Genomic DNA, 24,699 nt, shown 5'->3' on the forward strand with positions numbered 1-24,699 from the left:
CGTGTGAAGCGTGCGCGAATAAGACCCATTATGGGAGTTGCCTGAGTGAAACCTGCACGATCATATTTTTCATAGTCTAGGAATTTTGTTAGTTCGGTCTTCAAAAGCGTATTCATGGCCATCTCAAGATGCGATCGAAAAACCTCTGTAATATCTTGTTTTTTCACTAGTGCATCGACGATTTCTGTTGTAAACTGATTCATAGGAAGACCTCTTTTCTGGGATTAGTTGTGGTGACTTAATTCTACCAAGAAAAGGTCTTCCTTTCTCTATGTTTACGGTTATTTACACAAAATATTTTATACTCTCCAACAATTTCACCTAACATAGTACTTTATACGTTCTTTCATAGACGAGTTTCTTCCATATTATATGGGAGTTCATAAACCTATTTAAATCAACGTTTTTCCATTCAAAAAGGTATTCAAATAAATACGCTGGCAGGCTATATACTGGAAATAATTTGATTTCTTGTTTTTTTACATTTCTGCTCAATTCATTATAGAGTATGAGTATCTATTTGCTTGTTTTTCTAAACTTTGTAGCTGTTCTTTAATTAACCTAATTTCTAGTATCTGGCGGTTGAACACTGGTTGTCCATTGTGAAATAACGAGTTCGTTCACATAAGGTGCTTGTCCAATTAGCAAAGAAATAAAAATCAATTTAATTAAAAAACGTTTAACCCTAATAGAGTGAGTTAAACGCTTCTACGATTTTAACTTATAATTGTCTACTTAGTTAAAGGCTTAATAATATAATCTTCACCCAAGTCAATTACATTTAGAGTCTGATTTTTCGTCATCTCCTTTATCTCTTCTGGTTCTAAAGATGTTCCTACGATTGCTTGACCCTTCGTCTTTGATAATACTTCAAAAAGTTGTTTTTGACTTTTTACTGCCATCTGTTGCTGACCTGGTTCGTCAAACACCATCAGTCCTGGATGGTTACCAGAAAACTTTTGACTTGTTTTATAAATGGCAATCACATAAGACCAAATTAGGCGTATATTATCGCTTGCTGATGAATCAAATTTGATATCAAAACCGCTAACAATAGGAGTGTATTTATCATGAGAAATAGTGATTTCATCCGTATTAATACTGGAGAAGCTAAAAGTCTCTAATAAAGTTACGAACTCTTTCTCAAAATAAGTTAACTTCTTCTTATCCAGCTCAGAAAAATAATCTTTTGGTAATGTTTCCTGCCTAGATAAATAATCTCTCCACTCTTCTTTTATTACCTCAAAACGCTGTTCTATTTTCTCATAAGAGCTGCTCACATCATATAACTTATTTAAATGGATTTTTAATTCTACTAATTTTTCCAATTCCTTCTTAGTAGGTAATTGGGGATTTCCATTCAATTCGGATTTGTATAGTCTTAGCTCCCTTCTGGCATTATCAAGATGTTCGGTAATTACAGTCAGCTTTGACTGCTTATTTTGTATAACTTTTTGTGATTGCTTTATACCGAATCTCAGCGTATTAATTTGCTCTTTAATAAAGGTTATATTCTCTGACAAACCCAATGGCTGAATACTTGTTTCAGGAGGCATAAGTGAATCTTCAACATGTTGATTACAAGTTGGGCAGACACCTTGCGAAAAGCTTGAATCAACATCTGACCCTAGTTTGTAAAGCTTTTCAGCCTCTTGATTTCGTTTCAAATCTATTTCTAAATTTTTTAGATTCTCACTCATAGATTGCTGGTTGTTTCGTTCTAAATGTAAATCCTGCCTGATAGAGTTTATTTCATTTTGCAATTGTAATACTAAAAGGTCTTGTTCTTTTACTTTCTTTTCATATTTTGTCGCTACATCCGATATTTTTACAACACTGTAATTTTCTTTTTCTTTTATTGAACTCTCTAATTCAAATATACGATCAACGATGGACACTAGTTTTTTATTATCATTATAAACATTCAATGATAACTCATCTAAGAGTATTGGCTTTTCAGGTAGACTCGGTATCTCTGCGTGAATAGCGACTGCTAGTTCTTCTACATCCTGCTTTAAAGAGGACCATTTATTAGCAAGTAAAGCTTTAGTGATTTTTAACTCTTCACGTTCCTTGGTGTTCTTGGTAACATCCATGTTTAGTAAAAATTCAAATGCTCGCTTAGATAAATCTCTTATTCCAAAACTTCCTGAAATAGGGGAATAAAAACTGCTCCATCCCTTAGTCTGCTCGACAAAGAATAAAGGGAAAATTGTCTGAATGTATAAAATTCTGTCCCCACCATCGAATGTCGGAACTTCTGGCAATTTCCATTCTAAAAAGTTTGACAAAAAGGTATGAAAACCTGCGTTCTCTGATGCAGAACCCTTCATATGAACGTAAAAATCTTTGAAATTCACTTTATTTTCTTTTGACAATTGAGTTCCAAAATGAACTCTAATTAATTTCTCATCAATACTAGGAGACTTAATCCATCTGGTCAGTGTAATAATTTCCCCTCTATGATTGGAAATCTCTAACTGTACTTTCGATTCTAAGATAGGGACTTCTTTTCCCTTAAATGACAGCTTGTCTTTTAGCACAGGCTTCATCGTTTTCGCATTTCTCCCACCAAGCATCTCTTCGATACCTAATACATAAAGTATGGAATTTAGAGTAGAACTTTTTCCTTTTGTATTTCTAGCTCTTAATACATTAAATCCGTCTTGGAAAGGAATATCAGTGCCAAATACTCCATCTGAAGTATCAATCGTTATTTTTAGGTGATTCAATTTTATTCGATTCATGAGGGATACCTCTCTTTAAATAATTGCAAAATATAAGTATCTGATAGGCTCTTTTTAATTGCTTTTAAAAATTTTTTCTCGTTTAAAAATACATCTTCTTTTAATATTCTTTGTGCCAAAACTTCCCCTTTTTCAGTTAATGAGAATTTACCAGTTTTAACGTTAAACGAAAAAACACTCATTGCCACTCCGTAATTTAGAGCTCTATTCAAAAAGGGATCAAAGCGAATAATAGGAAAGTGACTTGTCTCCTTTAGTTTCAGCAATCTCTCATAGCGTCCCTCATTCTGCAAGCCCCAATTAAACAACTGCAATTTTAGAAGAGAAGCTGTTTGCTTTGTTGAAGAAAGATGTAGGATAAGAATAATTCGGGAAATTCTGTACATCGGTCGTAGTTCAGGCGAGATTGGCACTCTTTTTCTACTAAATCTAATTTCTTTTATTTCATCTAATGGTAAATCCATTTTTTACCCTCCAAAGTCTAATGGGCAGTCAATTAGCCAACTCGCTATTGCTTCATGACATAAATCGTTGTACACTGAGAATTCAAAAATATCGTGAAAATTTTCTCCCATTAAAGCTAACTTGTACTTTTCCAGAGTTTCTTTCAACAATTCTTTTGGTGCCAAATCTGTTAGTAATACTTCTGCTTCCAAATGGCTTGCAATGGAACTTTTAATTTTTACTTGTTTCTCATATGCTGAACTATATGTTTGCTGCATATGATTTAGAATTTCCTGACCTTTAATATAGTTACGTACTTGTAAGTCAATAAATTTATTTGTGTTTTGGGTTTTAGGTATCTCATCCAAGTGTTCGAACAGTTTTCCTATCTTCCTGTCTAAAATAGCAATAGAGGCTGTTTGACACTGCTTCCAGTCGATAACCTCCTGTTCATCAGGTACTGGTACCTCAATATTTATCTTTTCATTTAGAATTTGCTTTGCTTGAATAATTTCCTTACCATAAAATAGCTCATCATGTACAAGAACATCAAAGGAATCATCTAATAATCCCTTCATTGTCGCATCATTCCTATATTCAACAGCTTTTTCATGACAATGAGCAATAAGAGCTTTATTTGTTACCTTTGGTGTAAGGAAGATCCATCTTTTAATTTTGACTCCTTGAAAGAAGGTTAATAATTGGCTTTTATATTTTTTCAATTTATTTAAATCTTTGGTAATTTTATCTCTTTGGTGGCTATATAATTTAGTAGAATCATATTCTTCATCAGGGCAGTAACATTGAAAGACGATACCTTTTCTCGTGAAACCCTCTATTCCCAAATCGCCTTGTGTATGTGCAGTCATCTCTTGATAACCATCAGCTTCATATTTCATTTTTAAAAAGGTTTGACAGTGTTCTTCCCAACTGTCACCATTGTATGTACCAAAAGGTGTTCTGAACATATTTACCCTCCGTACCAAAGTAAAAAATAATTGATATAGAATATTCTAATTATAATGGTACATGACTTTATCATTTTTAGCTATTTAATTTTTATAATTATTTGGTTAGCTATTAGTCCGAATACTATTGATTGAATCAATTAATTGCTATTCTGTTTCTAACGAAGTATTCTTTGATACCTGGGGGGGCACATCCATTGGCCCTGCTTGTGTTTATCTCAAATGTAATTTTACTCGTTCAACTTTTAACCCCAGCCTCAAGGATAAAAAACAAATTGAAAAAGGTGGCCATCGAGTGCCACCTATTCAAATCAAGATTCAAAAAAGAACATGTTATCTCAACTCATCCCTCAAAGGAATAAGTGTATCATCCAATATCTTTCTCCACTGTCGTTTCATTTCTGGTCCATATTTTAATGGCTTTGCATCAGGATTGACAGCTTTATACTGCTCAAAATCCCTGCTATTAATTATGTCACTAATATTTGGTATTGGATCCATTCCAACCAGATATTGAACCTTTGATAAATGGAGTGCTTCTTTGTCAACAAACCATGTATTAGAAAAGTCTAAAATCGCTTTGTTTTGTGCATCTGTGAAGTAAGCACGTTTGACAATGAAAATATCTTCATCTGCAGCAACTTCATCATTATCAATCGCATTTAAAATCGCACGGTATACTTCTTTAACGATTTCTTTCTTCTCTAATTTTTGTAAGGCGTTCTCAATATCATCACGAATATTCTTATTATTGGCTGAGTAGGTTTCTAGTAACTTGTCAATATAACTTGAGTCCACATCATAAATTTTAACGGCATTTTCCCCGTAAAATTCAATATCAGAGAAATCTACTTCTTCTCCACCACCATCATCTACCTCTATTAATGAACCCTTCACCGTGTTATAGATACCGACAGATTCTTCGATAATCTTCACTTGACCTTGCAACGCTTCGGAAGATTCCACATCATCGTTGTATTCGTTATATGTGACGAGTGCTTCATACGCATTATTTAACTCTTGGAATGCTTTTACAAATTCTACTCGCGTTTCGATTGGCGTATGCTCATCGATTTCTTCAATATTTGGCGCAACACTTTGTAACTTTTTATGCGACTTTTTGAAACGTTTCTTTGATTCCTCATACGTTGGATAAATGAGTGTCGATGCTTCATCTTCATTAGAATACACTTTTGTTGCCTCTTGGACATTGTATTCCATCGTATGTGGCTTTCGGAAAGTCACGATTAATCCCTTTTCTTTACCAGGGTAGGTTCGGTTCGTTCGCGAAAAAGCTTGAATCAAATTGGCATATTCCAAATTACGATCTACAAACAAAGTCTGGACAGTCGGTGCATCAAAACCGGTTAATAAACGCTCAACAACAATTACAAGATCCACTTGTTTTCCAAACTCTTTAAACTCTGCTCTCTTACGTGCCAAGCGATTATTAATATCACCATTGTAGCGATCGATACTCTCGAGCGACCATGCAGTATCGTAATAACCGTTGTATTCTTTTATAATTTCCTTCATTTCATCTTGGTTTGCTGCTGCCTTTTCATCGTCTTCCTGTAAAGAATATGTAATCGCAATTCGCGGAAAATCTGGATCTTCCATTGTTCTTCCAGTTCGAATTGGTTGATTAGCAAACACATTCTGTAACCATTCTGGATCCTTCGTCATCTCTTTTATCGCATGATAATACCGTTTTGCCATATTAATCGAACTCGTTGTTAAAATGGCAGACTTTTGCGGACGACCGTTTTCAAAATTAAATTTCATATAAGCATTATCTGGTCTAAAAATCTTCCGAAGCACCTGCTGAATATGCTCTTGCTTTTCATAAATAGAAGGATCAAGATAGGTCTCTTGCTCGATTCCATCCATTTCATCAATGAACTGATTTATTTCTTCGTCTGCAGCATTCGCATATTTAGTACTTTTACGCAGTTGGTCAAAAATGATATTTTGTAAGGAAGTCGTTTCAATCGTGTTTTCATGTTCTACTTGGAAGCCCAAAACCGCACCATCTTCCAATGCATTTTTAATCGTATAGGTATGCAAGACATCGCCATATTGGTCACGTGTTGTCCGTGCTAAGTTCCCTTTCGCCTGCTTTTTATTGACTTCAAATATCGGTGTTCCAGTAAATCCAAACCAGGTAGAATTAGGAAAAAATTCTTTCATATCCTCCATTCCTTCGGCGCTTAAAGCACGATGACATTCATCAACTATAAAGACGATATGTTGGCCAAGTAACTTTTTAAAACGTTGTGTACCTTTCTTCTCTTCTACCTTTTCCGTATATCTAATGGCAGACTCTAGCTTTTGACGTGTCATAATGATGACTGTATTGGTATTCGCATCCGATAGCAACGTATCACTTAATTCTTTCGCACTCCCTGTTCCAATAATTAAACTATTTGACCGTGCATTGCCAGTTGAAATTCCCGTATTATATTCCGATGCAAATTTTGTAAACTCGGAAGTTGTCTGGCTATCTAAATCTTTTCGGTCAATAAGCATAATCGTGCGGTCCACTCCAGGTTTTTTAGCAAGTAATTTTGTAGAAACAAAACTCGTTAACGTTTTTCCTGAACCTGTCGCATGCCAAATGTAGCCAGACTGATGTTTACTTGCAGAAGTATATAATGCTTGAATCGCATGAATTTGATACGGTTTTAAGACCATCAATACTTTATTATCTTGATCTTCACTCACAATCGTATAATCCGCAACTAACCGATGTGCATCTGGAATATTTAAAGCTTGTTTGACAAATTCATAGAGATTATCTACTTTTTGGTTATCCCTTGTTCTCCAGCTAAAGAGAAATTTCTTATACATATTCTTGGGCATCGCATTCGCAAAGTAGCGTGTCGTTTGCTCATTGGAAACTACAAAAAGTTGCAGTGTAGAAAAGATATTCCCGCGAAACATCCCTTCTTCTGCATATTTCTTTACTTGATTAAATGCTTGAAACACACCGTCTTTTGCACTCGCCTGTTTTAGTTCGATTTGTACAATCGGAAGACCATTAATTAATAACGTGACATCAAAACGACGATTCCGATCTTCCACCGTCGCCTTTTGCTTTGCAATTTGATGGACGACTTCATATCTCGATATTCCACCACCGATATCATGATTGGAATACAGCACTAACGACATCGGTCCTAATGCGACATTTTCTCTTTCAATGGTAATACGTGCAATTCCATTCTCCCCTTTGAGCCATTTAGCAGCTTCAAAGGGCGTTTTTGTTCGCAATAAGAGTTCTGTTTTAATCGTATCAAATTCTTTATCTGTAATTGGATGTTCGCCAATTTCTGACAAATTATTTTGCGTGATAATCTGTCGCAAGTTTTGCCAGAGATCCGCTTCCGACTTTAAGTCAGGGCGATAATTCCATTGATTATATCCTTCAGCTAATACTTCAATGAGCCGCCGTTCGACCTCTGCTTCATTGTTGTGGGAAAGTTTTGTCATGGTTTTCCTCCTTTCTAGATTACTATTTTTTAAACAAACATTTTTTGTAGGAAGGCTTTTTTAGTTTGTTTTAGGGTTTCTAGTTCTTGTTCGTGTAAAGCTATAGTTTCGTCTAGTTGTTTGAAGAACGCACCTATTTTTGTTTGTTCTTCGATACTTGTTGGTATAAAGATTTTCATTTTCAAAAGTTCCTGTTTTGTAATACCTTTTATCGATGTTCCTTGTACATTATTTAATTCTTTTTGTAATCGATTATATAATGAATAAACACCAAACCAGCCATATACTTTCAAATTAACTAATGAGAGAAAATCTTGACTTGTTGCATAATCAAAATTCATAAATGCAACTTTACCAAATCCAACCCTAGTAACTATAGCAATTGAAGTTTTTGGTACTAATTTAGTAGCAGAATTATTTAATCCTTTTTCAGTGATTTTTTTCTTTTCAACTACGTTTGAAACTTGATGTTCCTGCAAATCCGAACTTTGAATCCATGGTATGTCACCATTCCAGTATTCCTCAATTGAAGTTTTTGGTGTTCCCCCACCTAAAGTCTCTTCCGAAAAATCTTCAACCAAATTCAGTTGCCAATCTCCAGTAAACCCAGGAAATCGAATTTCAGGCACAGACTCCCCTTCTTTTGGAAACATTTTTTGCAAGAATCCCTGCTTTGTTTCTTTGAGGGTGTCTAGTTCTTGCTGATGAAGAGCTATAGTATCGTCTAGTTGTTTAAAAAGAGAGCCTACCTTTTTTTGTTCTTTTATATTAGATGGAACATAAATTACCTTATCCAATAGTTCATTCTTTGTAATTCCTTTTATAGAGGTTCCTTGTACCTTATGTATCTCTTTTTGAAGTAGCTCATACATTGCAAAGACTCCAAACCATTTATTTACTTGAAGATTGCTTAATGAGAGAAAATCTTGACTTGTTGCATATTGGAAACTTAATAAGGCAACTTTGCCAACACCTACTCTTGTCACTATTGCTATTGAATTTTCAGGAACTAATTTAGCTGCTGAATTTTGTAAGCCATTATCAGTAATTTTTTTCTTTGGAAAAACATTTGAAACTTGGTGCTCTTTTAAATCAGAACTTTGAATCCAAGGTATATCACCATCCCAATATTCTTCAACAGAGGTTTTTGGAGTTCCACCACCAAATGTTTCTACAGATAAATCACTTACATAACGTCGTTCCCAATCTCCTGTAAACCCCGCAAATCTTATCTCTGGAACTCTCTTATTCCCCACGCTTAAACACCTCTAATGCACCTTTAATCCATTCTTCATTTTCTTTATCATATTGCAACGAAGAAATGGTTTCATATAAACTTTTTTCTGATGCAGCTTTTTCTTGACGAATGTCTTTTATCGATGATCCAAGTGCAGCCATATCAACTGGCTCTTCTTCTTCAAACGTATCTACATATCGTGGAATATTTAAATTGAATTCATTTTCTTCAATCTCTTCAAATGTTGCGAGATGAGAAAACTTCTCCACATCTTCCCGTTTTTTATACGTGTCCACAATCTTTGTAACATGTTCTTTCGTTAACTTATTTTGATTTTTACCTTTTTCAAACTCTTTACTTGCATCAATAAAGAATACATCACGATTATCTCGATTTTTCTTCAAAATAATGACGGTTGTTGGAATCGATGTCCCAAAGAATAGGTTTGCTGGCATGCCAATAACCGCGTCAATACTGCCATCTTCTAATAACTTTTTACGAATAACACCTTCTGCAGCCCCTCGGAATAAAACACCATGAGGTAGAACAATCGCCATCGTTCCTGAATCTTTTAAATGATAGAAACCATGCAGGAGAAAGGCAAAGTCTGCTTTTGATTTAGGTGCTAATTTACCGTAGCGATTGAAACGGGAATCATCTAAGAAAGACGCGTCAGATGACCATTTAGCAGAATACGGTGGATTCATTAAGACAGAGTCAAATAGATAGGGCTCATCTGTCGGCCAATCCTTATTTAATGTATCGCCATTACGCAGGCGCATATCTTCTTTACGAACTCCGTGCAAAATCAGGTTCATCTTTGCTAAGTTATATGTTGTTGTATTCAGTTCCTGACCGTGATATTTTATACTTTCTGGATAGTTAAGATAGTTTCGTACATTTAACATCAACGAACCTGATCCCATCGTTGGGTCATAGACGCTGAATAACTTCTTATCTTCTTGACCAAGTGCCACAATTTGCGCCATCATATCCGATACTTTACTTGGGGTATAGAACTCGCCTGCCTTCTTCCCAGCTTCAGAAGCAAATTCTCCAATTAGAAATTCATATGCATCACCAATAACATCCCCGTCATGACCCATGACATCAATTTCACTTAGTTTCTTCAACACATCGGATATCGTAATATTACGTTGTTGATCGTCTGACCCGAGCTTTTTAGAAGTGAGATCCACATCATCAAATAACCCACTAAACTGCTCGTAACTCGTAGACAAATCTACAAACGCTTTATTTAAATCGTTCAGTTGAAAGATGTTTTGTTTTGCTTCATCAGCCAAAACATTGAATAAGTAATCTGGCTCAATATGATGTCCTAGTGTGTCTACTAATGTTTCTATTAAATCATCTTTTACATCTTCATCAGCAAGTAGTTCCCGGTATAATTCCGTCTGTTTTATTTGCGTATCATACGCTTCTATTGATTCATCAGCTAACTCCACCACTTTTACGAGTAATTTATCTGATAAGTACTTGTAGAAAATTAACCCTAATAAATAATCTTTGTATTCGGATGCATCCATCTTACTGCGTAAACTATCTGCAGCACTAAATAATTGTGAATTTAATTCAGACATCGTATTCCCACAACCTTCTATTATTTTTCTATTACTTCAATATTTCTTTTAATATCATAAATAGTGTTCCTAGAAATACCCACTTCTCGATGTATATCCATCACACTATTTTTTTCTTCTAACAATTGTACCACTCTATCATAAATAACCTTATCTTTACCGGTAGCCCCAGCATGATACTTTTTCTTCCCACCCCGGAACTTTCCTTCTTTCTTAGCAATCTCTATACCTTCTTTTTGAGCTACCTTTATCCGTTCTCTTTCCTCATCCACCATCCAGGAAAGCAAAGTTAACACCAAATCAGAAACTAATTGCCCCATACCTTCCAGTTCTCTATACTTCCTGGTATCAAGAATCGGCATATTCAGGACCACAATATCAATGTCTTCATCCATTAATGCTTTCCATTCGTCCCGGATTTCTTGCTTGTTCCTTCCAAATCGGCTGAGATCATGAACAACTAAAACATCTCCAAATCGCATTTTAGACCGCATTTCATTATAGGCTGTACGTTCTTTAAAGTTTTTACCTGATTCTTTTTCTTTAATGATACGGTCACAACCAAATGCTTCAAGTTCTTTTATCTGCCGAGCAAGATTTTGTTTTTTTGAACTAACCCTGGCATATCCAATAATCAACTTTTCCACCTCATTCACTGAACAAGTCAGTTTGAACAAACCTATATATTGATAGTACTACACTTTCATTTGTTTAACCAGAGTGTACTTAGATTAAACAAAATGTATAAAAATAAACCTGTGCCGAATCAAGAATGAGGTAAACCCTATTGTCACAGTTTTGATGGTAAACTAAATGGCCGTCAATTCAATGACAGCCATTTAATTAGAGATAAGGGTTCTTCACTTTTGCAAGGTCACAGGAAAAATATGGTGGGTATTGATAAGACATCCTTTCTAGCAAGAAGTGTCTTGATTCGAAAAATGTTCCTCTGTTCCTGGTTTTTTCGAACAAACTTTTATACGCGTAACGCTTTATTAAATATTTATTTATTATAGTCTTTGATTAAAAGAAGTAGGAACAAAGGAACAACATCTCAATAAGCCTTGATATGAAAGGATTTAGCTGTTCCTTTTTGGCGTGAAAAACCAGGGACATTGGAGGAACATTTGGGGTGAAAAAGGAACATTTCGACCCAAAAAGGAACAAAAAACATCACGTTTCCGACCAACAAACTGATGCAGTAAATGAATAAGAGCAACGCAGGGGGTTTACGTTGCTCTCTTGTGTTCATGCTTATTCTAGATCGTTTTGGACGTCGTTTGGGGTAAGAATGATTTTCTCCTCTTTTACTTCATGGTCGTGTTCACCTTTCCATTGCACGATGATATAAACCTCTTTGATGTGACCCATGGTTACAGGTGTATTAAACCACGTTAAAACAGTTGGCGATGACCAACCCGTGTCCATCTCCGCTATATCCAATACATCGTCTTCAAACGTAACAGGAAGGTTATTAGCATCCAACTCAACTCATATTCATGCATTCTACTGTTAGCATCATAGCCAACCCACTGGAGTTCAATATGACCGGTCAACTTAAAGTAGTCTGCCAGATACTCGGACTGCCCCTTCATATATAGCATACCCTCCCCAAACCTTAATAGTTCATCGACACTAATTTCAACGCCCTCTACTCTCCACGTCTCGCTTTCTCCTGAATAGCTAAGAGATAAAGGGCTGAAAGGCATAAACGTCACATAAGCGATGAAGCCGACAACAGCGAAGAACAATATGATATATCGGGTTTTTTTCTTCAACATAATCCCCCACCTTCACGTTAAAAAAATGGCTTCATGAATATCACAATTAAATACGTAAATTCACCATTCATTAATTACATGCTTGTGACAGAAATAAAATTAGGAAGATACCCTTGTTAGATGTAAATAGCATCAGAAAGAAAATGGTAGTGACCAACAAAGGCCACAGTTTTAGAAACTAGACTTGAACCCCTCCAAAATGGTTCGATTTGTAAAATTCAAACACGTAATATCATCTAAAACAACAGAAAAATTGACTCATTTTATTCTAAGTAGAATATCTATTTCCACGTAGAAAAGCCTCATTTATTTTATGCAAAATTTTAACTAAGCCATTGGGTAATTGCTTACTTTATTAGTTTACATTCCTAAGGATGTAATTATCTAATTCTAACAATATATCATCACATCTATAAAAGGGAATAGGCTCCTTACTACCTGTTATTTCCGTCAGAATACGAGACATAGAATCCTTAAATGTAGTTATGCCTTCTATCGCCTTTCTAACAGCTTCATCACAGGATATAATGCTTGTATCTGCACCTTCTTTGTCATCACCTTTTATAATTTTACGAACTTCTGTAATAAAGTCGGCACAACTAATTTGTCCTTCTATTAGTTCAGAAACGAAAGCTGTTTGAAGAAGTAAATGATAATGTCCTGCATGTCCACCTAATTCACACACTGCCGCTTTTAATAAAGGTTCATATCCTTCACTAAATTCATCCGTGATATATGAGGCGGTCCCAGTTGCTTATGTCGTCCATTAAGTCAAAATCCAGTTTCAAACATTTTTTATATATTTCAGTAAGCCATAAAACGTTTTTTGAGTATAGAGTCTGAGTTGTGAATTGCTTTGTCATTAGTTGAAACTCCCTCTATAAATGTTGATATATCAATGGCTCACGCCATTTTTGAGTGTCAAAAAATTTTTTCTGACACATACACCCATCATTAATTTGTAATTATTGATTTATTTAACAATACTTACGAACGCTTCGCTAAAAGGATGAACCATTTACTGGTAAAGGTTATCCTAATCCAGTGCAGTATATCGATGCACTTTGGATCTCTGCGATGCTTATGATGACGGACCCTCCCATGTCTCTAGGCGTCTGTTTGCGCGTACATTCCTTCGTTCGGTCTATTCATAAGGCAGAGGTCGGCGATGCTCCTTTAGGGACTCGTTTGATATGAAATCAATGGTCGTAGGTGATGAATAGTGCCAACTTCTCCGTGTCATCCTCTTGAGTTTACTTGACGCTGGGAACGCTTAAGCAGCCGTTTGAAGACAAGCAAAGTCGCTCATCATTTGTTGTTGGCTAAAGATGGCTTTCTTTTTGCACAAGGCATGTAAAATTTTTAGTAACTTCCCACACAACACAATGATGGATTGCTTCTTACGAAGCGGGTTCGTTGTTCTGGTTGTGTAGTATTCGTGTAATTGTTTAAATGCTTCGTTATGGAGTATTAAAGGCATCATGACACGGAACAAGAGCGCGCGTAATTTGCGTCTTCCTCGTTTGGAGATTCGCTTTTGTCCTTTTTGTTGACCGGAAGAGTTCTCACGCAATGTAAGTCCCGCTAGCTTTATTAATTGGCGTGGATGTTCATATTGCGTAAGTGAACCAACTTCTGAAAGTAACTCAACAATCGTGACATCACCGATTCCCGGTACCGATGCTAAATACTCATAATCCGTCATTTGTTTCGCCAGCTCAATTAACTGAGCCGTTAATTTGTCGAGTTGCCCCTGCATCAATTGGTACTGTGAAAGCAGTGTGGCGATTTCTAGTCGTGCCATCCCTAAACCTTCTGTTAGTCCAATTGAACTTTGCGCAACCTCAATTAATTGTTTAGCCTTTGGTAATTGTGGGCTTTTCATCCCGTCTACTTGGCGATATAAAAACAGTAATTCTTCGGGAGTTTTCCCTTGAATATCCGATGGCAGTGGCGTCATTTCAAGTGCCGCATACGCCATTTTCCCGAAATTTTTAAATACCTGCGTAAACTCAGGGAAAAAGCGATCTAACCAACGAATGATTCGGTTTTGTAAGGCGTTTAAATCCTCTTGAAGTTTCGAACGTAAGGTCGCACCGTTTCGCAACTCGGCTTCTACACCTTCAAGGAGACGTGGATAGCTGAAGCGACCGTCACGCATTAAACGTGCGATGACAAGTGCATCCTTTTGGTCGTTCTTCGTTTGAAGGTTGTCGTCTAACTCTTTGGAACGATTGACATGAAACGGGTTGACCATCACGAATGGAATCCCGGCATTCGTTAAAAACGCTGCTAAGTTCATCCAGTAGTGTCCTGTTGGTTCGAATCCAACCATGATATCCTGTTTTTCATATGTTGATTTTAACGCTAAAAGCCGCATGTAAAACGCTTCAAACCCAGCATGCGATTGTGCGATGGGAAATGATTTTTGGAGAACGCGTCCTCGTTCATCGATCGCACAAGCGTAATGTTTATGCTTGGCAATATCGATTCCGATGACTAATGTATTTTCAGAAACTTGATTAATTTTTTGATTCGTACTAGAATTCATAAGATAGCTCCTCTTTGTAGATGTATGGGTCAATGCCGTTGACACTCAAGCATCATACAAGAGGGCTTTTTTTATTTCAAGTCCCCGAAAATCCTTCTAACAGGAATGCTCCTTAATCAAATGTTTAAAGAGATTATAGCATGAAGAGAACAAATGTTCCAAGTATATAGAATTAATTAATTGTTATTTTTTTCTATTCAGTTTGAATCAAAACATCATTGAAGTTTCACATAAAAAACCATCATTTCTTAAACACATTAATTAAAAAATGATGGTTAATATGAATGCTATAAAGCCCATACATACTTGAACAACTATCGAATTTTAAACCTTAAATCTTGTCTCTACTATGTTCATTAAAAATAAACTTTTACGAAAAACGGCCTTATGAACCCGCATTCTTTCGTTGTTGTTAAAAATAAAGTCTAATTGGAATCGGTATTTTTTCGGTATTTGGATTCGGAATTTTTGATAGAAGTTTATTACTCTGAAGAATAAAGTTTTGTGAAGGAGGGGAGGGAAAGCCTTATTTGATGGGGTTCTGACTTTCCTTTCCCGCTTTTTTCACACTCTTTCACACGTCTTTTTTTCAAAAATAAGCTCTTTTCGTTAAGGTTTATTGTTACTCGTAGAACTTTTATTGTTGGTTACAATTTCAACTCCAAACTTACAACCGTTTCCACATGATTCGTTTGTGGAAACATATCCACCGGCTGAATACTTTCAACCGCATATCCATTCTTCACTAAGTACTTCAAATCTCGTTCCTGCGTCACCGGGTTACAAGATACATACACTACCCGCTTTGGCTGCAACTTCACCACACTAGACAAGAACGCCTCATCACTCCCACTTCGAGGTGGATCCATAATTACTACATCGGCTTTCTCGCCACGTGCTGCCATCTGTACCATGAAATGTCCGGCGTCTCCCTGATAGAATCGGGCATTTTTTACACCGTTGCGCTTTGAATTACCGATGGCGTCGCGAACCGCATCTTTATTCAGTTCTATGCCAATAACCTTTCCAGCTTTCTTGCTTGCAATCAGACCGATCGTACCAATTCCACAGTACGCATCCACCACTGTTTCCTTTCCAGTTAGCTGAGCCATTTCGATCGCCTTCTTATACAACTTTTCCGTCTGGACCGGATTGATCTGATAAAAGGATTTCGCTGATATATCGAACTTTAATCCGCAAAGGGTGTCCGTTATCGTCCCCTTACCGAACAGCACTTTTTCCTGATCACCTAAAACCATGCTGTCGTTTCGGTTATTCACGTTTAACAGGATGGTCGTAATTTCTGGGTGAGTCTTTCTTAGTGCGTTCACAAAATTATTCTTGCCCTTAAATACCGACGTTGCTGCTACCAACACCACCATAATTTCACCGCTAACCTTGCCCACTTTTACGAGAACGTGCCGTAAGAATCCCCGTCTAGTGTCTTCATTATATGGCTGCATTTTAAACGACTTCATCATGTTCTTAATCGTATTCACGACCTCATCCGCTTTTGGATCATGAATAAGACAACGATCCATCGGAATGATATCGTGAGTGTTTTGAGCATAAAGCCCACCAATAATTTGCCTATTTTTATTCAGACCGAATGTCGTATGGCTCTTGTTCCTGTAATCATACGGATGGTCCATTGCCATAATCGGTTCCGGCTTTCCGAACGACTTCATGAGTGCTTCTACGGTTTCCTGCTTCACACGCTTTTGCGCCCGCTCGCTCATATGCTGCAACTGACATCCACCGCAATCGTAATAATATGAACATGGTGGCTTAACCCGATCCTTAGACCGATTGGTTATCCGCTTCAACTCCGTTTTGACAGTGCGTCCGGTTGTGGACACGAGCACCTCAGCTGTTTCACCAGGCATTAGATGCGCTACCTCTAACCGCTTCCCTTTCCATTGGACGATACCTTTACCATCATTAGTTAAGCCTGAACAGGACACTTCTGCGGTTACCGTTTTTTTGCTTCGCTCACGCCCATCATTTGCCCCTTGTGATTTGCCGCCTGTTCGACTCCTCCGCGCCGTGGGCTGTTGCCCGTACTGCTTTTCAGATTTGTTGCGATTTTTCCCCGACTTTCTATATCCGCTGTTCTTTCGTTTATTCATAGGCACTTCCCATCTTTACTTTCTTGTTTGACACCCCATTATATAATACCCGAAGCAGGCAGTAAAACGAACACAAAAAGAACTACCTTTGCACATTAGGTTGGTAGTCCTACTCATTTATATACTTTTAGTTGCTGTCAACCTGGTTAATATCGCTGCTTATGTGTGCAATATATTTTGATATATCAAGCTTTTCATTGCCAATCATCCAATTTGTTTTATACTGAAAATTAAGAAAATATTGGTAATGTATTATTTAGGCTAGCCTCTTTAGCCACAATAGTTGTTCTGGGGATAATTAGACTAACTTTAATACCTAAAATAAGAAAAATACTTTACAACAACATAAGAACGCTTCACAACCTTTTGGCATTTATCTTTTACGGAAGGAGAGAATTTTTTTGGACGTAAAAAAATGGAAAAACCCTTTATTATTATTATTAACAGGGATAGGGATTTCAAATTTAGGAGCTTGGATTTACTTTATTGCTTTGAACCTTATCGTACTTGATATGACTAAGTCTCCTTTTGCGGTTTCAATTCTTTATATTTTAGTACCTGCCGCCACGTTTTTTTCGAATTTTTGGTCAGGAAGTGTTATTGATCGAACTAATAAGAGAAAATTAATGATAGCATTAGACATAAGTCGTTCTGTATTAATTTTTGCTCTGCCATTTTTGGATTCAATCTTTCTCATCTATGTTGTCGTCTTTTTAATTAACATCGGATCTACTGCATTTGAATCGACATCCCTTGTCTACATGACCAAATTAGTTTCAGAAGGCAATCGTCAGCGGTTTAATTCATTTAAGAACTTAATACAATCATGTGGATTCATTTTAGGACCATCAATTGCAGGGATGCTTTTTATAGTGGGGACTCCTACTTTAGCAATCCAATTTAATAGTTTATCATTAATTATATCTGCATGTATTATTTTCTTCCTTCCAAACTTGGAAGCGAAAATAGATGAAGAAGGTATTGAGAAGTATACTCTGCAGTTAATATATAAAGATTGGACAGAAACTTTACGATTTACTAAACAAAATAAATATGTAACCTTGGTTTATAGCCTTTTCTGCGTGATGACAATCTTTATGTCTGGACTGGACTCTTTAGAGGCTTCTTTTGCAACACAAGTCCTTAATTTCTCTGAAAGTACATATGGCTTTTTAGTAACTACTGCAGGGATAGGTATAATAACTGGTTCTATAATCAATGCGATATTTACTAAGTATCTTAAACTTTACTTTCTAATTAGCTTTGGAGCAATTGCAACACCTGTTGGATATCTTATATTTGCTTATTCACAAGATTTCACTCTGGCAGCAATCGGATTCTTTTTATTAACATTTTCTCTTTCGTTTGCAAATACAGGATTTCTCTCATTTTATCAAAACAATGTTCCTACCTACTTGATGGGAAGATTTTCAGGGGTCATTGGCGTAGTTGAATCAGTAATTATCATAGTTCTTACTTTTGGAATTGGTTTATTAGCTGAATACTTTGGAATTAGACCAACTTATATTGTAGCTTCTCTTACTTTTCTAATCATTGGTATTTTTATAAATATGATAGTCTTAAATAAATCAAAAGCAAACTATTTTTTAACTGCAATTACTGAAGAAAGACCAAAAGGAGCTTAATGTTTTTAAGTCCCTTTTAATATCTTTATCACTATATTGCTTTACTTATAAATGATTTCCAACTTTGGGCTGAATTCATTTAGCAACCGTTTCTGTTTATTTGAGGAACTCCTTAATATAAATTCAATAGGAGATACATTTAGTCCAACTCTTGCCATGGGACACGTCACTCCCGCAGGAATATCACATTCCAAATAAATCTAAATAGATCATAACATTAGTCCTCATCAAAAAAATAGGTGTGGGCTATTTTACGCTTACTTCAATTGTGTCTTTAAGAAAATCGACCAAATAAAGGAGGAATACGAAAATTAAATCGAAAATCTCTACAGGATCACTTTAGGGTGCTTATCTGATTTTATGAAGTTTCTTATTTCTTCTGGTTCCTCATATACTTGCTTGTCTTGCTACTTCATCTAATCCTACTCGTTCTATATACTCTTGGAACATGGAACATCTTCATTTGTTCATCTGCCATAGCAGTTAAATGATTATTGCCCATTTTCTAGTAAACATTTTTTAATAGCTTCTATTTGAGTAAGTTCATGCTCATAATTTTTGAGTTTTAATTGATTTAATAATATATCAAAGAATTGTTGTGAATTATTTATGAGAGCTTCTATCAAAACTTGCTCATTAACCACCAAAGAATCTCCATCTATCGTTAATTTTGTTTTTTTACCAACTTCCTTTTTTAAAACTACCTCAATTGGTTGACTAGGATAATAAAAAGTACCTACTCCATTATCCAGATATTCTTCAATAGCATTCAAATAGTAAGAATATATAGAAGACAAATCGTCAAAAATAGGTATATTACCAATTCCCTTATAATTTGAGGTGAAAACTATACTTCCTTCTACCATCAATGTTCCATTTTCTATAAGTTCATCTCTATTTTCCTCAATAAATTCAACTAAAAATTGGTTATTAACACCACCAATATAAGACTCAGTATTTTGAATTAAATCATTTAAATCGTACACTTCTTTTTTAAGATAGAAGTTTTTGATTTCCACTAAAAATCACCCCACTTTTTACTAAGGATAAAGTTGTTTGATGTGTCCTTTACTTATCCTGATTATTACATCTATTATTGTAATAATTAACCATATTACTGCTATTACAGAAGCAATGATATCCAACATATGAGATTGTTATAATCTATGGAGGTGAAGTGGTAAATAAACAGACCTAGCAGTACTATATTGAACCAATCATAAGTTTTCATATCATTAGTCAACATAGTATAAGTCTGATTAATAAAGAATGCTAAAACAATCACGTTCATTAATGCCATCCAAGGAAGCCAAAAAGCGTATGTGCTCCCATAACGTTAAATCTTCATAAAATATGGGTTGCTCAGGAATATAAGCGTATTAATGAAAATTCACCATTAGGTAGATTCAACTAACAACGGAAACAACCTGCTTGACACTTATATTCTAAATTTCATCTTGCTCTATTTTTAAACCAGTAAATTTAATTAACATTACGGATATGAATGCAATCAGAATAACTGATATTAATGTCACTAGTATATGGATTGCGAAAGCCATTGCTACTATGTTACCAAGTACAGCTATTAGAACAACCCCTGTCACAACAGTTGCGACTGTTGAATTTAAATGTACACCTGCTAGCCCTGCAAAAATTATTAATACCACAGTTAGTATGGCGGTTGATATATTAATCATAAAAAAGTGAACTAAATAACTTAGAGCCAATACATGGGAATCAAGTATTGGAAATAACGATTCAATAATTAGATAAACTATATTAGCCGCTGCCATACCTAAGAACTGAAAGGAATTGAAAACAACAGAAAAAGCCATTACTTTATCATAGAATAATTGAGACCTTCCGTTTGGGTATGAATAAGTTCTGATTTTATCCTCCCCAGTATAATTTTTCACAAGAAGTCCATTTATAATAACAGCTCCATAAATCACCAATATGCACATAGAAATAGTAGAAGCTAATCCTGAAAGAGCGCTATAGTTATTTAATATACTATCGGATTCAGAAGAATCAAACCGCCCAATAATAGTAAAAAAATAAAGCGAAATAATCTGAGCAAAAAAAGCTGTTAAAAGGATAGACTTATTAAATTTCTTTACTTTGGAAAGTTCAAAATTATAATACATTTTTCTCAATTATTTACCCCCTCTCCTTTCAAAAAATAATAACATTCTTTAAGACCACCGGAATAATCTTTAACTATGTCTTTGACCTCTCTTTTTTTGTGAGTTTTACCATTAAACATAAATATTACACTAGTAACGAAACTCTCAAGTTCTGATAATGAATGACTAGTCATTATTATACAAACACCCTTACCTTTTAAATCAGAAAGGATTCCCTTCATTAAATTTATACCATCAAAATCTAGTCCATTAAACGGCTCATCTAATATAATTATTTTTGGTCGATGAGATAAAGCTATCGCTAACTGAAGACGCTGTTTCATCCCTAATGATAATTGACCTATCTTTTTTGTTAGTGGAACTTGTAATTCAACTAGCTCTAACATCTCCGTATAAGGAATAGGCTCTTTTATGTCCATGTAATTATAGTGTTCGACAAATAACTCATACACAGTCATATCAAAAGTACCTGGTGGGAGTCGCATTACAGAACCAAACTCCTTCAATATTTCTGAACGATTCGATTTAGACAAAACTTCATTATCTACCTTTATAGATCCTTGGTCAGGGGAGAGTAGACCTAATAAACACTTCAATAGAGTTGTTTTACCTACTCCATTCGGTCCAATGAAAGCACATATTTCCCCTCCAGAAATATGTGCCTCAGCGCTCCTTATAACCTCATTATCATCAATAACTTTACATAAATTATCTATTGATATATTTACCATAAAATCTAGTCCCTTCTCGAAAGCACAATAAGAGATATTAGAAAGCCAAAAATAGCCCAAAGTAATACGACTATTAAATCAATTAGTGAGAACACACCATAATTAAATAATGTTGAACGCAACAAATCTGTAATTGGGACAAATGGGAGTATTTGATGAATGTAGATCGTCCACTCTGGTAATCGTTCCATTGGATAAGTAATAGGAGAAAACAATAAACCACCAATCATTATTAACTGTGTAACTAAAGCCATAACATTCGGCTTAAAAGTATAAGCAATTGCAAAACCAATACATATCATAGATATCTGGGCAATTAAAATAACTAAAAAGCTTAAAAATGTTATATCTAGCGAGATATCAAACCGAAGTTTTGCAGCTAAACATCCCATAAATACGCCTGGTAGTGAAGCAACGCACCAAATTATAATATCCGCCACGAGTATTAAGCTACGAGAAACTGGCAATGTTTTTTGATATTTAAAAATACCATCTTGCTTGGCTGTACTGACTATCTGTGGAGCTAGTACACAGCCTACCGCAATAATTCCAAGAGAAATGGCTCCTGAAGATAAATATAAAGCCAAGATATCATTAACATCTGGAATTAGTAATGCCAGGCCGTATACAATAGCTAACGCAAAAGCTACTTGTACCATACTAAAAATGGGTAAAAGATATTTATGCCTCACAAGACTCCAACGAATTAATCCCCAGAACTTGTTGATTCTTAATACCCAGCCATCATTCTCATTAGTTATTATAGTATTATTCATTTCCATCTGTTAATCCTCCATATGATGCTTCTAGCGTTGCAGATGTAAGCCTGTAATTAACAACTTTCCTTTCATGAATTTGTTTCAATACCCATGCTATTGCATCAGGAACTTGTTCAGCAGAAAGATTAAAGATCACTTGCATCTCCTCTTCTATGTATCTAGTCTCTAATGATTCAGGTAGATTAGATAGGGCATCCCAATCATTCATGACTACAAAAAGAGTATTGGATGATATTTGTTTATGTTCTCCTACTGTCAATTCATCTTGAATCAATTTACCATGATTCAATAATAGAAAGCGGTCAGCATACTGCTCAACTTCCAATAAATTATGAGTAACTACAACTAAAATATGCCCATTCCTCGCTAATTTCCTCATATAATTCCAAATTAACTTTCTCCTTACAGGATCAACATCATTTGTAGGCTCATCAAGTAGGAGTATAGGAGATGGGTATACCACTGCCATAGCAAATGACGCTAATCTTTGTAAACCACCAGAAAGTTTCTCACCAGGTCTGTCTGCCCATTTCTCAATCTTTAATTCATCTAATATTTCTTTACAAAGCTCTTTGTTTTTTTTACCTGATATGCCACGTATATGTAAGATCGATTCAATCGACTGGCGCAAAGTAACACCTGCTAATGGTGCATATAATTGTGGCATCATAGAAACAAGACTTCTGGCATATTTTGTATTATCAATAAATGAGATTCCGTTATAATCAATTTGACCTTGATCAGGTTTAACTATACCAATAATTTGGTTTAATAATGTTGATTTACCAGCCCCATTATGACCAATAATTGCTACAATTTGACCTGGGTGAAGTGCAACTGAAATGTCACAGTTTGCTCTTACAGTTCCACGCTTATAAGATTTAGAAACGGCATTAATTATTAAATCTTTATTATCCCCCTTAATTTCTATCATTATTGCACCCTCCGTTGCTTTTTTATATATTTTTATATATTTGAGTCAACTTCATAATTGCTCTTTTTAAAAATACAAAGACTGACAGAATTTCGAAATTGTATTTTTAAAAACAGAAATCATGCAGCTTGTTGCTGATTTAATTGGGCATGAATACGATCTGCAGCCAGTTTTGATGCATTATAAACAAGTGTTACCATGTCAAAATGGACTTTCGCGCGTTCTCCTGTCCGATAACGAACATTGTTGAGCTGAAAGAATTCTTTGAGATAGGCATTAACACGTTCGACAGCGGTCCGACGTTTGAAAATATTTTTCCAAGCCTGTGAACCACGAGCTGGAGCTGTATATTTCCGGAGGTCTTCGGTTATTTTCACCTTATAAACTTTTTGACAGATACCTTCGATGGCTAGTGGACAATTGTTGCACTCCTTTGGTTTCGTGTACTTCAATGTTTCATATTTAGAATCAAAGCTATCGTAACGATAGGAATGTTCACGAAAACAGGTCGGTGCGAAATGTTTGTCATAACCAAGGAGTACGCTTTCATTTCGCTTGTTGTATGCAATGACAGATTGTTGTCCCATTCGATGTACCTGTTCGTAAATTGGTTCATAATCATACCCAGCATCCATGGTTTGATAACGCAAAAGAAGTTCGGGAAAGCGTTCATGAAGCCCTTTAAGTAATGGAATAGCTGCTTTTCCATCATTTAAACTGCCTGATGAAAAGAGAGAATCTAAGGTGTATTGACTTGATGTACCTACGACTAAGTGTGCTTTGTAGCCAAACCAAAAGACATTTTCCCTTCCGACTTCTTTTTCACGCCCCATTTAGGGTCTGCATGGTGGCATTCATTTGTTCCAGTGCGTTTTGTAGCTGTAAAGCATAGGAGTTGCTGGGATTTTCTGATTGCTGCTGCACTACTGCTGCGGATGTTGCGGTTGATTGTTCAACCTCCATATTCCTAGGAAACATCTGGCTTAGATCTTCTTCGATTTCCATTGCGGTTAGCTTGCGTTTAAATCCATCCGCAATGAATCGTAACACGTCCACGGTTTCAGGTTGGTAACGTCTTTTTCTCCCTTCACCAACAAAAGGAATGAAATCCATAAAATTATCTCGATAATAACGGGCCGTGGATTCCGGTATGTTTAATTCTTTTGCAACGTCTGCAATGGTCATTAATTTTTTCATATGTTTCTCTCCGATCTACGAGAAATCTATTACATATCATTTTACAGCAGTTTAGCAAACCATGAGGATAAAAATGAAATACTGAATAATTATAGGTAAGTTATAAGTGAAAATAATAATTAAGGAAAAAGACTTGCCTAGCTTTGGAATTGGGAATTGGGAATTATGGATGAATGAGCTATGTTAAACCGATTTCTGAAACGAAACTTTTAAAAAATTTAAGAAAAATATGGTATTTTATGTAGACAAAGTGACGTAATCTATATTATATTCGGGGTTAATTCGGGACTGTCAATATTTTTGTGTAAATGACTT

At 35.6% G+C, this 24,699-nt stretch carries 18 protein-coding genes and 2 pseudogenes; 1 reads left to right on the top strand and 19 read right to left on the bottom strand.

The genetic code is table 11. The features are described 5' to 3' along the window. The 12 genes and pseudogenes from N784_RS14595 to rlmD form a co-directional block, all read right to left on the bottom strand. Positions 1 to 203 (bottom strand): annotated as a pseudogene (locus N784_RS14595) (transposase); the annotation flags it as partial. 528 nt (positions 204 to 731) lie between these two features. Then, positions 732 to 2,747, bottom strand: a complete 2,016-nt coding sequence (locus tag N784_RS14600; RefSeq protein ID WP_036836090.1) for a coiled-coil domain-containing protein — start codon at positions 2,745 to 2,747, stop codon at positions 732 to 734. Further along, a complete protein-coding gene (locus N784_RS14605) occupies positions 2,744 to 3,211 on the bottom strand; it encodes a hypothetical protein (protein WP_036836091.1) in 468 nt (155 codons plus the stop codon). The genes N784_RS14600 and N784_RS14605 overlap by 4 nt, the downstream gene beginning before the upstream one ends. A 3-nt stretch (positions 3,212 to 3,214) precedes the next feature. Further along, complete coding sequence (locus N784_RS16090; protein ID WP_052127357.1) at positions 3,215 to 4,159, bottom strand: hypothetical protein; 945 nt, start codon at positions 4,157 to 4,159, stop codon at positions 3,215 to 3,217. Positions 4,160 to 4,492: 333 nt separating this feature from the next. Beyond that, positions 4,493 to 7,651 (bottom strand): type I restriction endonuclease subunit R, encoded by a 3,159-nt coding sequence (locus N784_RS14615; RefSeq protein ID WP_036836092.1) that lies wholly within the window; start codon positions 7,649 to 7,651, stop codon positions 4,493 to 4,495. A 29-nt stretch (positions 7,652 to 7,680) separates the two neighbouring features. Then, positions 7,681 to 8,907 carry a restriction endonuclease subunit S gene (locus N784_RS14620; RefSeq protein WP_036836093.1) on the bottom strand — a complete coding sequence of 409 codons (1,227 nt, stop codon included), beginning with the start codon at positions 8,905 to 8,907 and terminating at the stop codon, positions 7,681 to 7,683. After that, a complete protein-coding gene (locus N784_RS14625) occupies positions 8,897 to 10,489 on the bottom strand; it encodes a type I restriction-modification system subunit M (RefSeq protein ID WP_036836094.1) in 1,593 nt (530 codons plus the stop codon). Before N784_RS14625 ends, N784_RS14620 begins: the two co-directional genes overlap by 11 nt. Before the next feature lie 20 nt (positions 10,490 to 10,509). Next, positions 10,510 to 11,127: a recombinase family protein gene (locus N784_RS14630; protein ID WP_036836095.1), complete on the bottom strand. Its 618-nt coding sequence runs from the start codon at positions 11,125 to 11,127 to the stop codon at positions 10,510 to 10,512. Positions 11,128 to 11,743: 616 nt separating this feature from the next. Continuing rightward, a complete protein-coding gene (locus tag N784_RS14635; RefSeq protein WP_156965282.1) occupies positions 11,744 to 11,974 on the bottom strand; it encodes a hypothetical protein in 231 nt (76 codons plus the stop codon). A 651-nt stretch (positions 11,975 to 12,625) separates the two neighbouring features. Next, positions 12,626 to 12,955: a hypothetical protein gene (locus tag N784_RS14645; protein WP_036836099.1), complete on the bottom strand. Its 330-nt coding sequence runs from the start codon at positions 12,953 to 12,955 to the stop codon at positions 12,626 to 12,628. A 588-nt stretch (positions 12,956 to 13,543) separates the two neighbouring features. Then, positions 13,544 to 14,821 carry an IS110 family RNA-guided transposase gene (locus N784_RS14650; RefSeq protein ID WP_036836101.1) on the bottom strand — a complete coding sequence of 426 codons (1,278 nt, stop codon included), beginning with the start codon at positions 14,819 to 14,821 and terminating at the stop codon, positions 13,544 to 13,546. 647 nt (positions 14,822 to 15,468) lie between these two features. Beyond that, positions 15,469 to 16,950 (bottom strand): 23S rRNA (uracil(1939)-C(5))-methyltransferase RlmD, encoded by a 1,482-nt coding sequence (rlmD, locus tag N784_RS14655; protein ID WP_036836102.1) that lies wholly within the window; start codon positions 16,948 to 16,950, stop codon positions 15,469 to 15,471. A 401-nt stretch (positions 16,951 to 17,351) separates the two neighbouring features. Between rlmD and N784_RS14660 the strand changes: the two genes are divergently transcribed. Further along, complete coding sequence (locus N784_RS14660) at positions 17,352 to 18,596, top strand: MFS transporter (RefSeq protein ID WP_036836104.1); 1,245 nt, start codon at positions 17,352 to 17,354, stop codon at positions 18,594 to 18,596. 491 nt (positions 18,597 to 19,087) lie between these two features. Here the strand turns inward: N784_RS14660 and N784_RS14665 are convergent, their stop codons facing one another. The 7 genes and pseudogenes from N784_RS14665 to N784_RS16095 all read right to left on the bottom strand — a co-directional run bounded on the left by N784_RS14665 (position 19,088) and on the right by N784_RS16095 (position 24,384). Further along, entirely contained in the window at positions 19,088 to 19,615 is a 528-nt protein-coding gene (locus N784_RS14665; protein WP_036836105.1) for a hypothetical protein, read from the bottom strand. Positions 19,616 to 20,041: 426 nt separating this feature from the next. Continuing rightward, a complete protein-coding gene (locus tag N784_RS14670) occupies positions 20,042 to 20,752 on the bottom strand; it encodes a hypothetical protein (RefSeq protein ID WP_036836106.1) in 711 nt (236 codons plus the stop codon). Then, positions 20,749 to 21,474, bottom strand: coding sequence for an ATP-binding cassette domain-containing protein (locus N784_RS14675; RefSeq protein WP_036836107.1), 726 nt, complete (start codon positions 21,472 to 21,474; stop codon positions 20,749 to 20,751). Before N784_RS14675 ends, N784_RS14670 begins: the two co-directional genes overlap by 4 nt. Before the next feature lie 5 nt (positions 21,475 to 21,479). Next, the gene (locus tag N784_RS14680; protein WP_036836109.1) at positions 21,480 to 22,256 is read right to left on the bottom strand and encodes an ABC transporter permease; all 777 of its coding nucleotides are present in this window, start codon (positions 22,254 to 22,256) and stop codon (positions 21,480 to 21,482) included. Continuing rightward, complete coding sequence (locus N784_RS14685; RefSeq protein WP_036836110.1) at positions 22,243 to 23,187, bottom strand: ABC transporter ATP-binding protein; 945 nt, start codon at positions 23,185 to 23,187, stop codon at positions 22,243 to 22,245. The genes N784_RS14680 and N784_RS14685 overlap by 14 nt, the downstream gene beginning before the upstream one ends. 119 nt (positions 23,188 to 23,306) lie before the next feature. Next, positions 23,307 to 24,028, bottom strand: a pseudogene (locus N784_RS14690) (transposase); the annotation flags it as partial. Continuing rightward, the gene (locus N784_RS16095; protein ID WP_052127358.1) at positions 24,010 to 24,384 is read right to left on the bottom strand and encodes a MerR family transcriptional regulator; all 375 of its coding nucleotides are present in this window, start codon (positions 24,382 to 24,384) and stop codon (positions 24,010 to 24,012) included. The gene N784_RS16095 and the pseudogene N784_RS14690, both read right to left, overlap by 19 nt. Positions 24,385 to 24,699: the final 315 nt, after the last annotated feature.

Origin of the sequence: Pontibacillus litoralis JSM 072002 (assembly GCF_000775615.1) — a bacterium.
Taxonomy (GTDB): domain Bacteria; phylum Bacillota; class Bacilli; order Bacillales; family BH030062; genus Pontibacillus; species Pontibacillus litoralis.

Coding starts and splice junctions, on each gene's coding strand:
- N784_RS16095 (WP_052127358.1), bottom strand. CDS start 24,384: ATGAAAAAATTAATGACCATTGCAGACGTTGCAAAAGAATTAAACATA.
- N784_RS14605 (WP_036836091.1), bottom strand. CDS start 3,211: ATGGATTTACCATTAGATGAAATAAAAGAAATTAGATTTAGTAGAAAA.
- rlmD (WP_036836102.1), bottom strand. CDS start 16,950: ATGAATAAACGAAAGAACAGCGGATATAGAAAGTCGGGGAAAAATCGC.
- N784_RS14650 (WP_036836101.1), bottom strand. CDS start 14,821: ATGAATTCTAGTACGAATCAAAAAATTAATCAAGTTTCTGAAAATACA.
- N784_RS14680 (WP_036836109.1), bottom strand. CDS start 22,256: ATGGAAATGAATAATACTATAATAACTAATGAGAATGATGGCTGGGTA.
- N784_RS14625 (WP_036836094.1), bottom strand. CDS start 10,489: ATGTCTGAATTAAATTCACAATTATTTAGTGCTGCAGATAGTTTACGC.
- N784_RS14615 (WP_036836092.1), bottom strand. CDS start 7,651: ATGACAAAACTTTCCCACAACAATGAAGCAGAGGTCGAACGGCGGCTC.
- N784_RS14600 (WP_036836090.1), bottom strand. CDS start 2,747: ATGAATCGAATAAAATTGAATCACCTAAAAATAACGATTGATACTTCA.
- N784_RS14675 (WP_036836107.1), bottom strand. CDS start 21,474: ATGGTAAATATATCAATAGATAATTTATGTAAAGTTATTGATGATAAT.
- N784_RS14685 (WP_036836110.1), bottom strand. CDS start 23,187: ATGATAGAAATTAAGGGGGATAATAAAGATTTAATAATTAATGCCGTT.
- N784_RS16090 (WP_052127357.1), bottom strand. CDS start 4,159: ATGTTCAGAACACCTTTTGGTACATACAATGGTGACAGTTGGGAAGAA.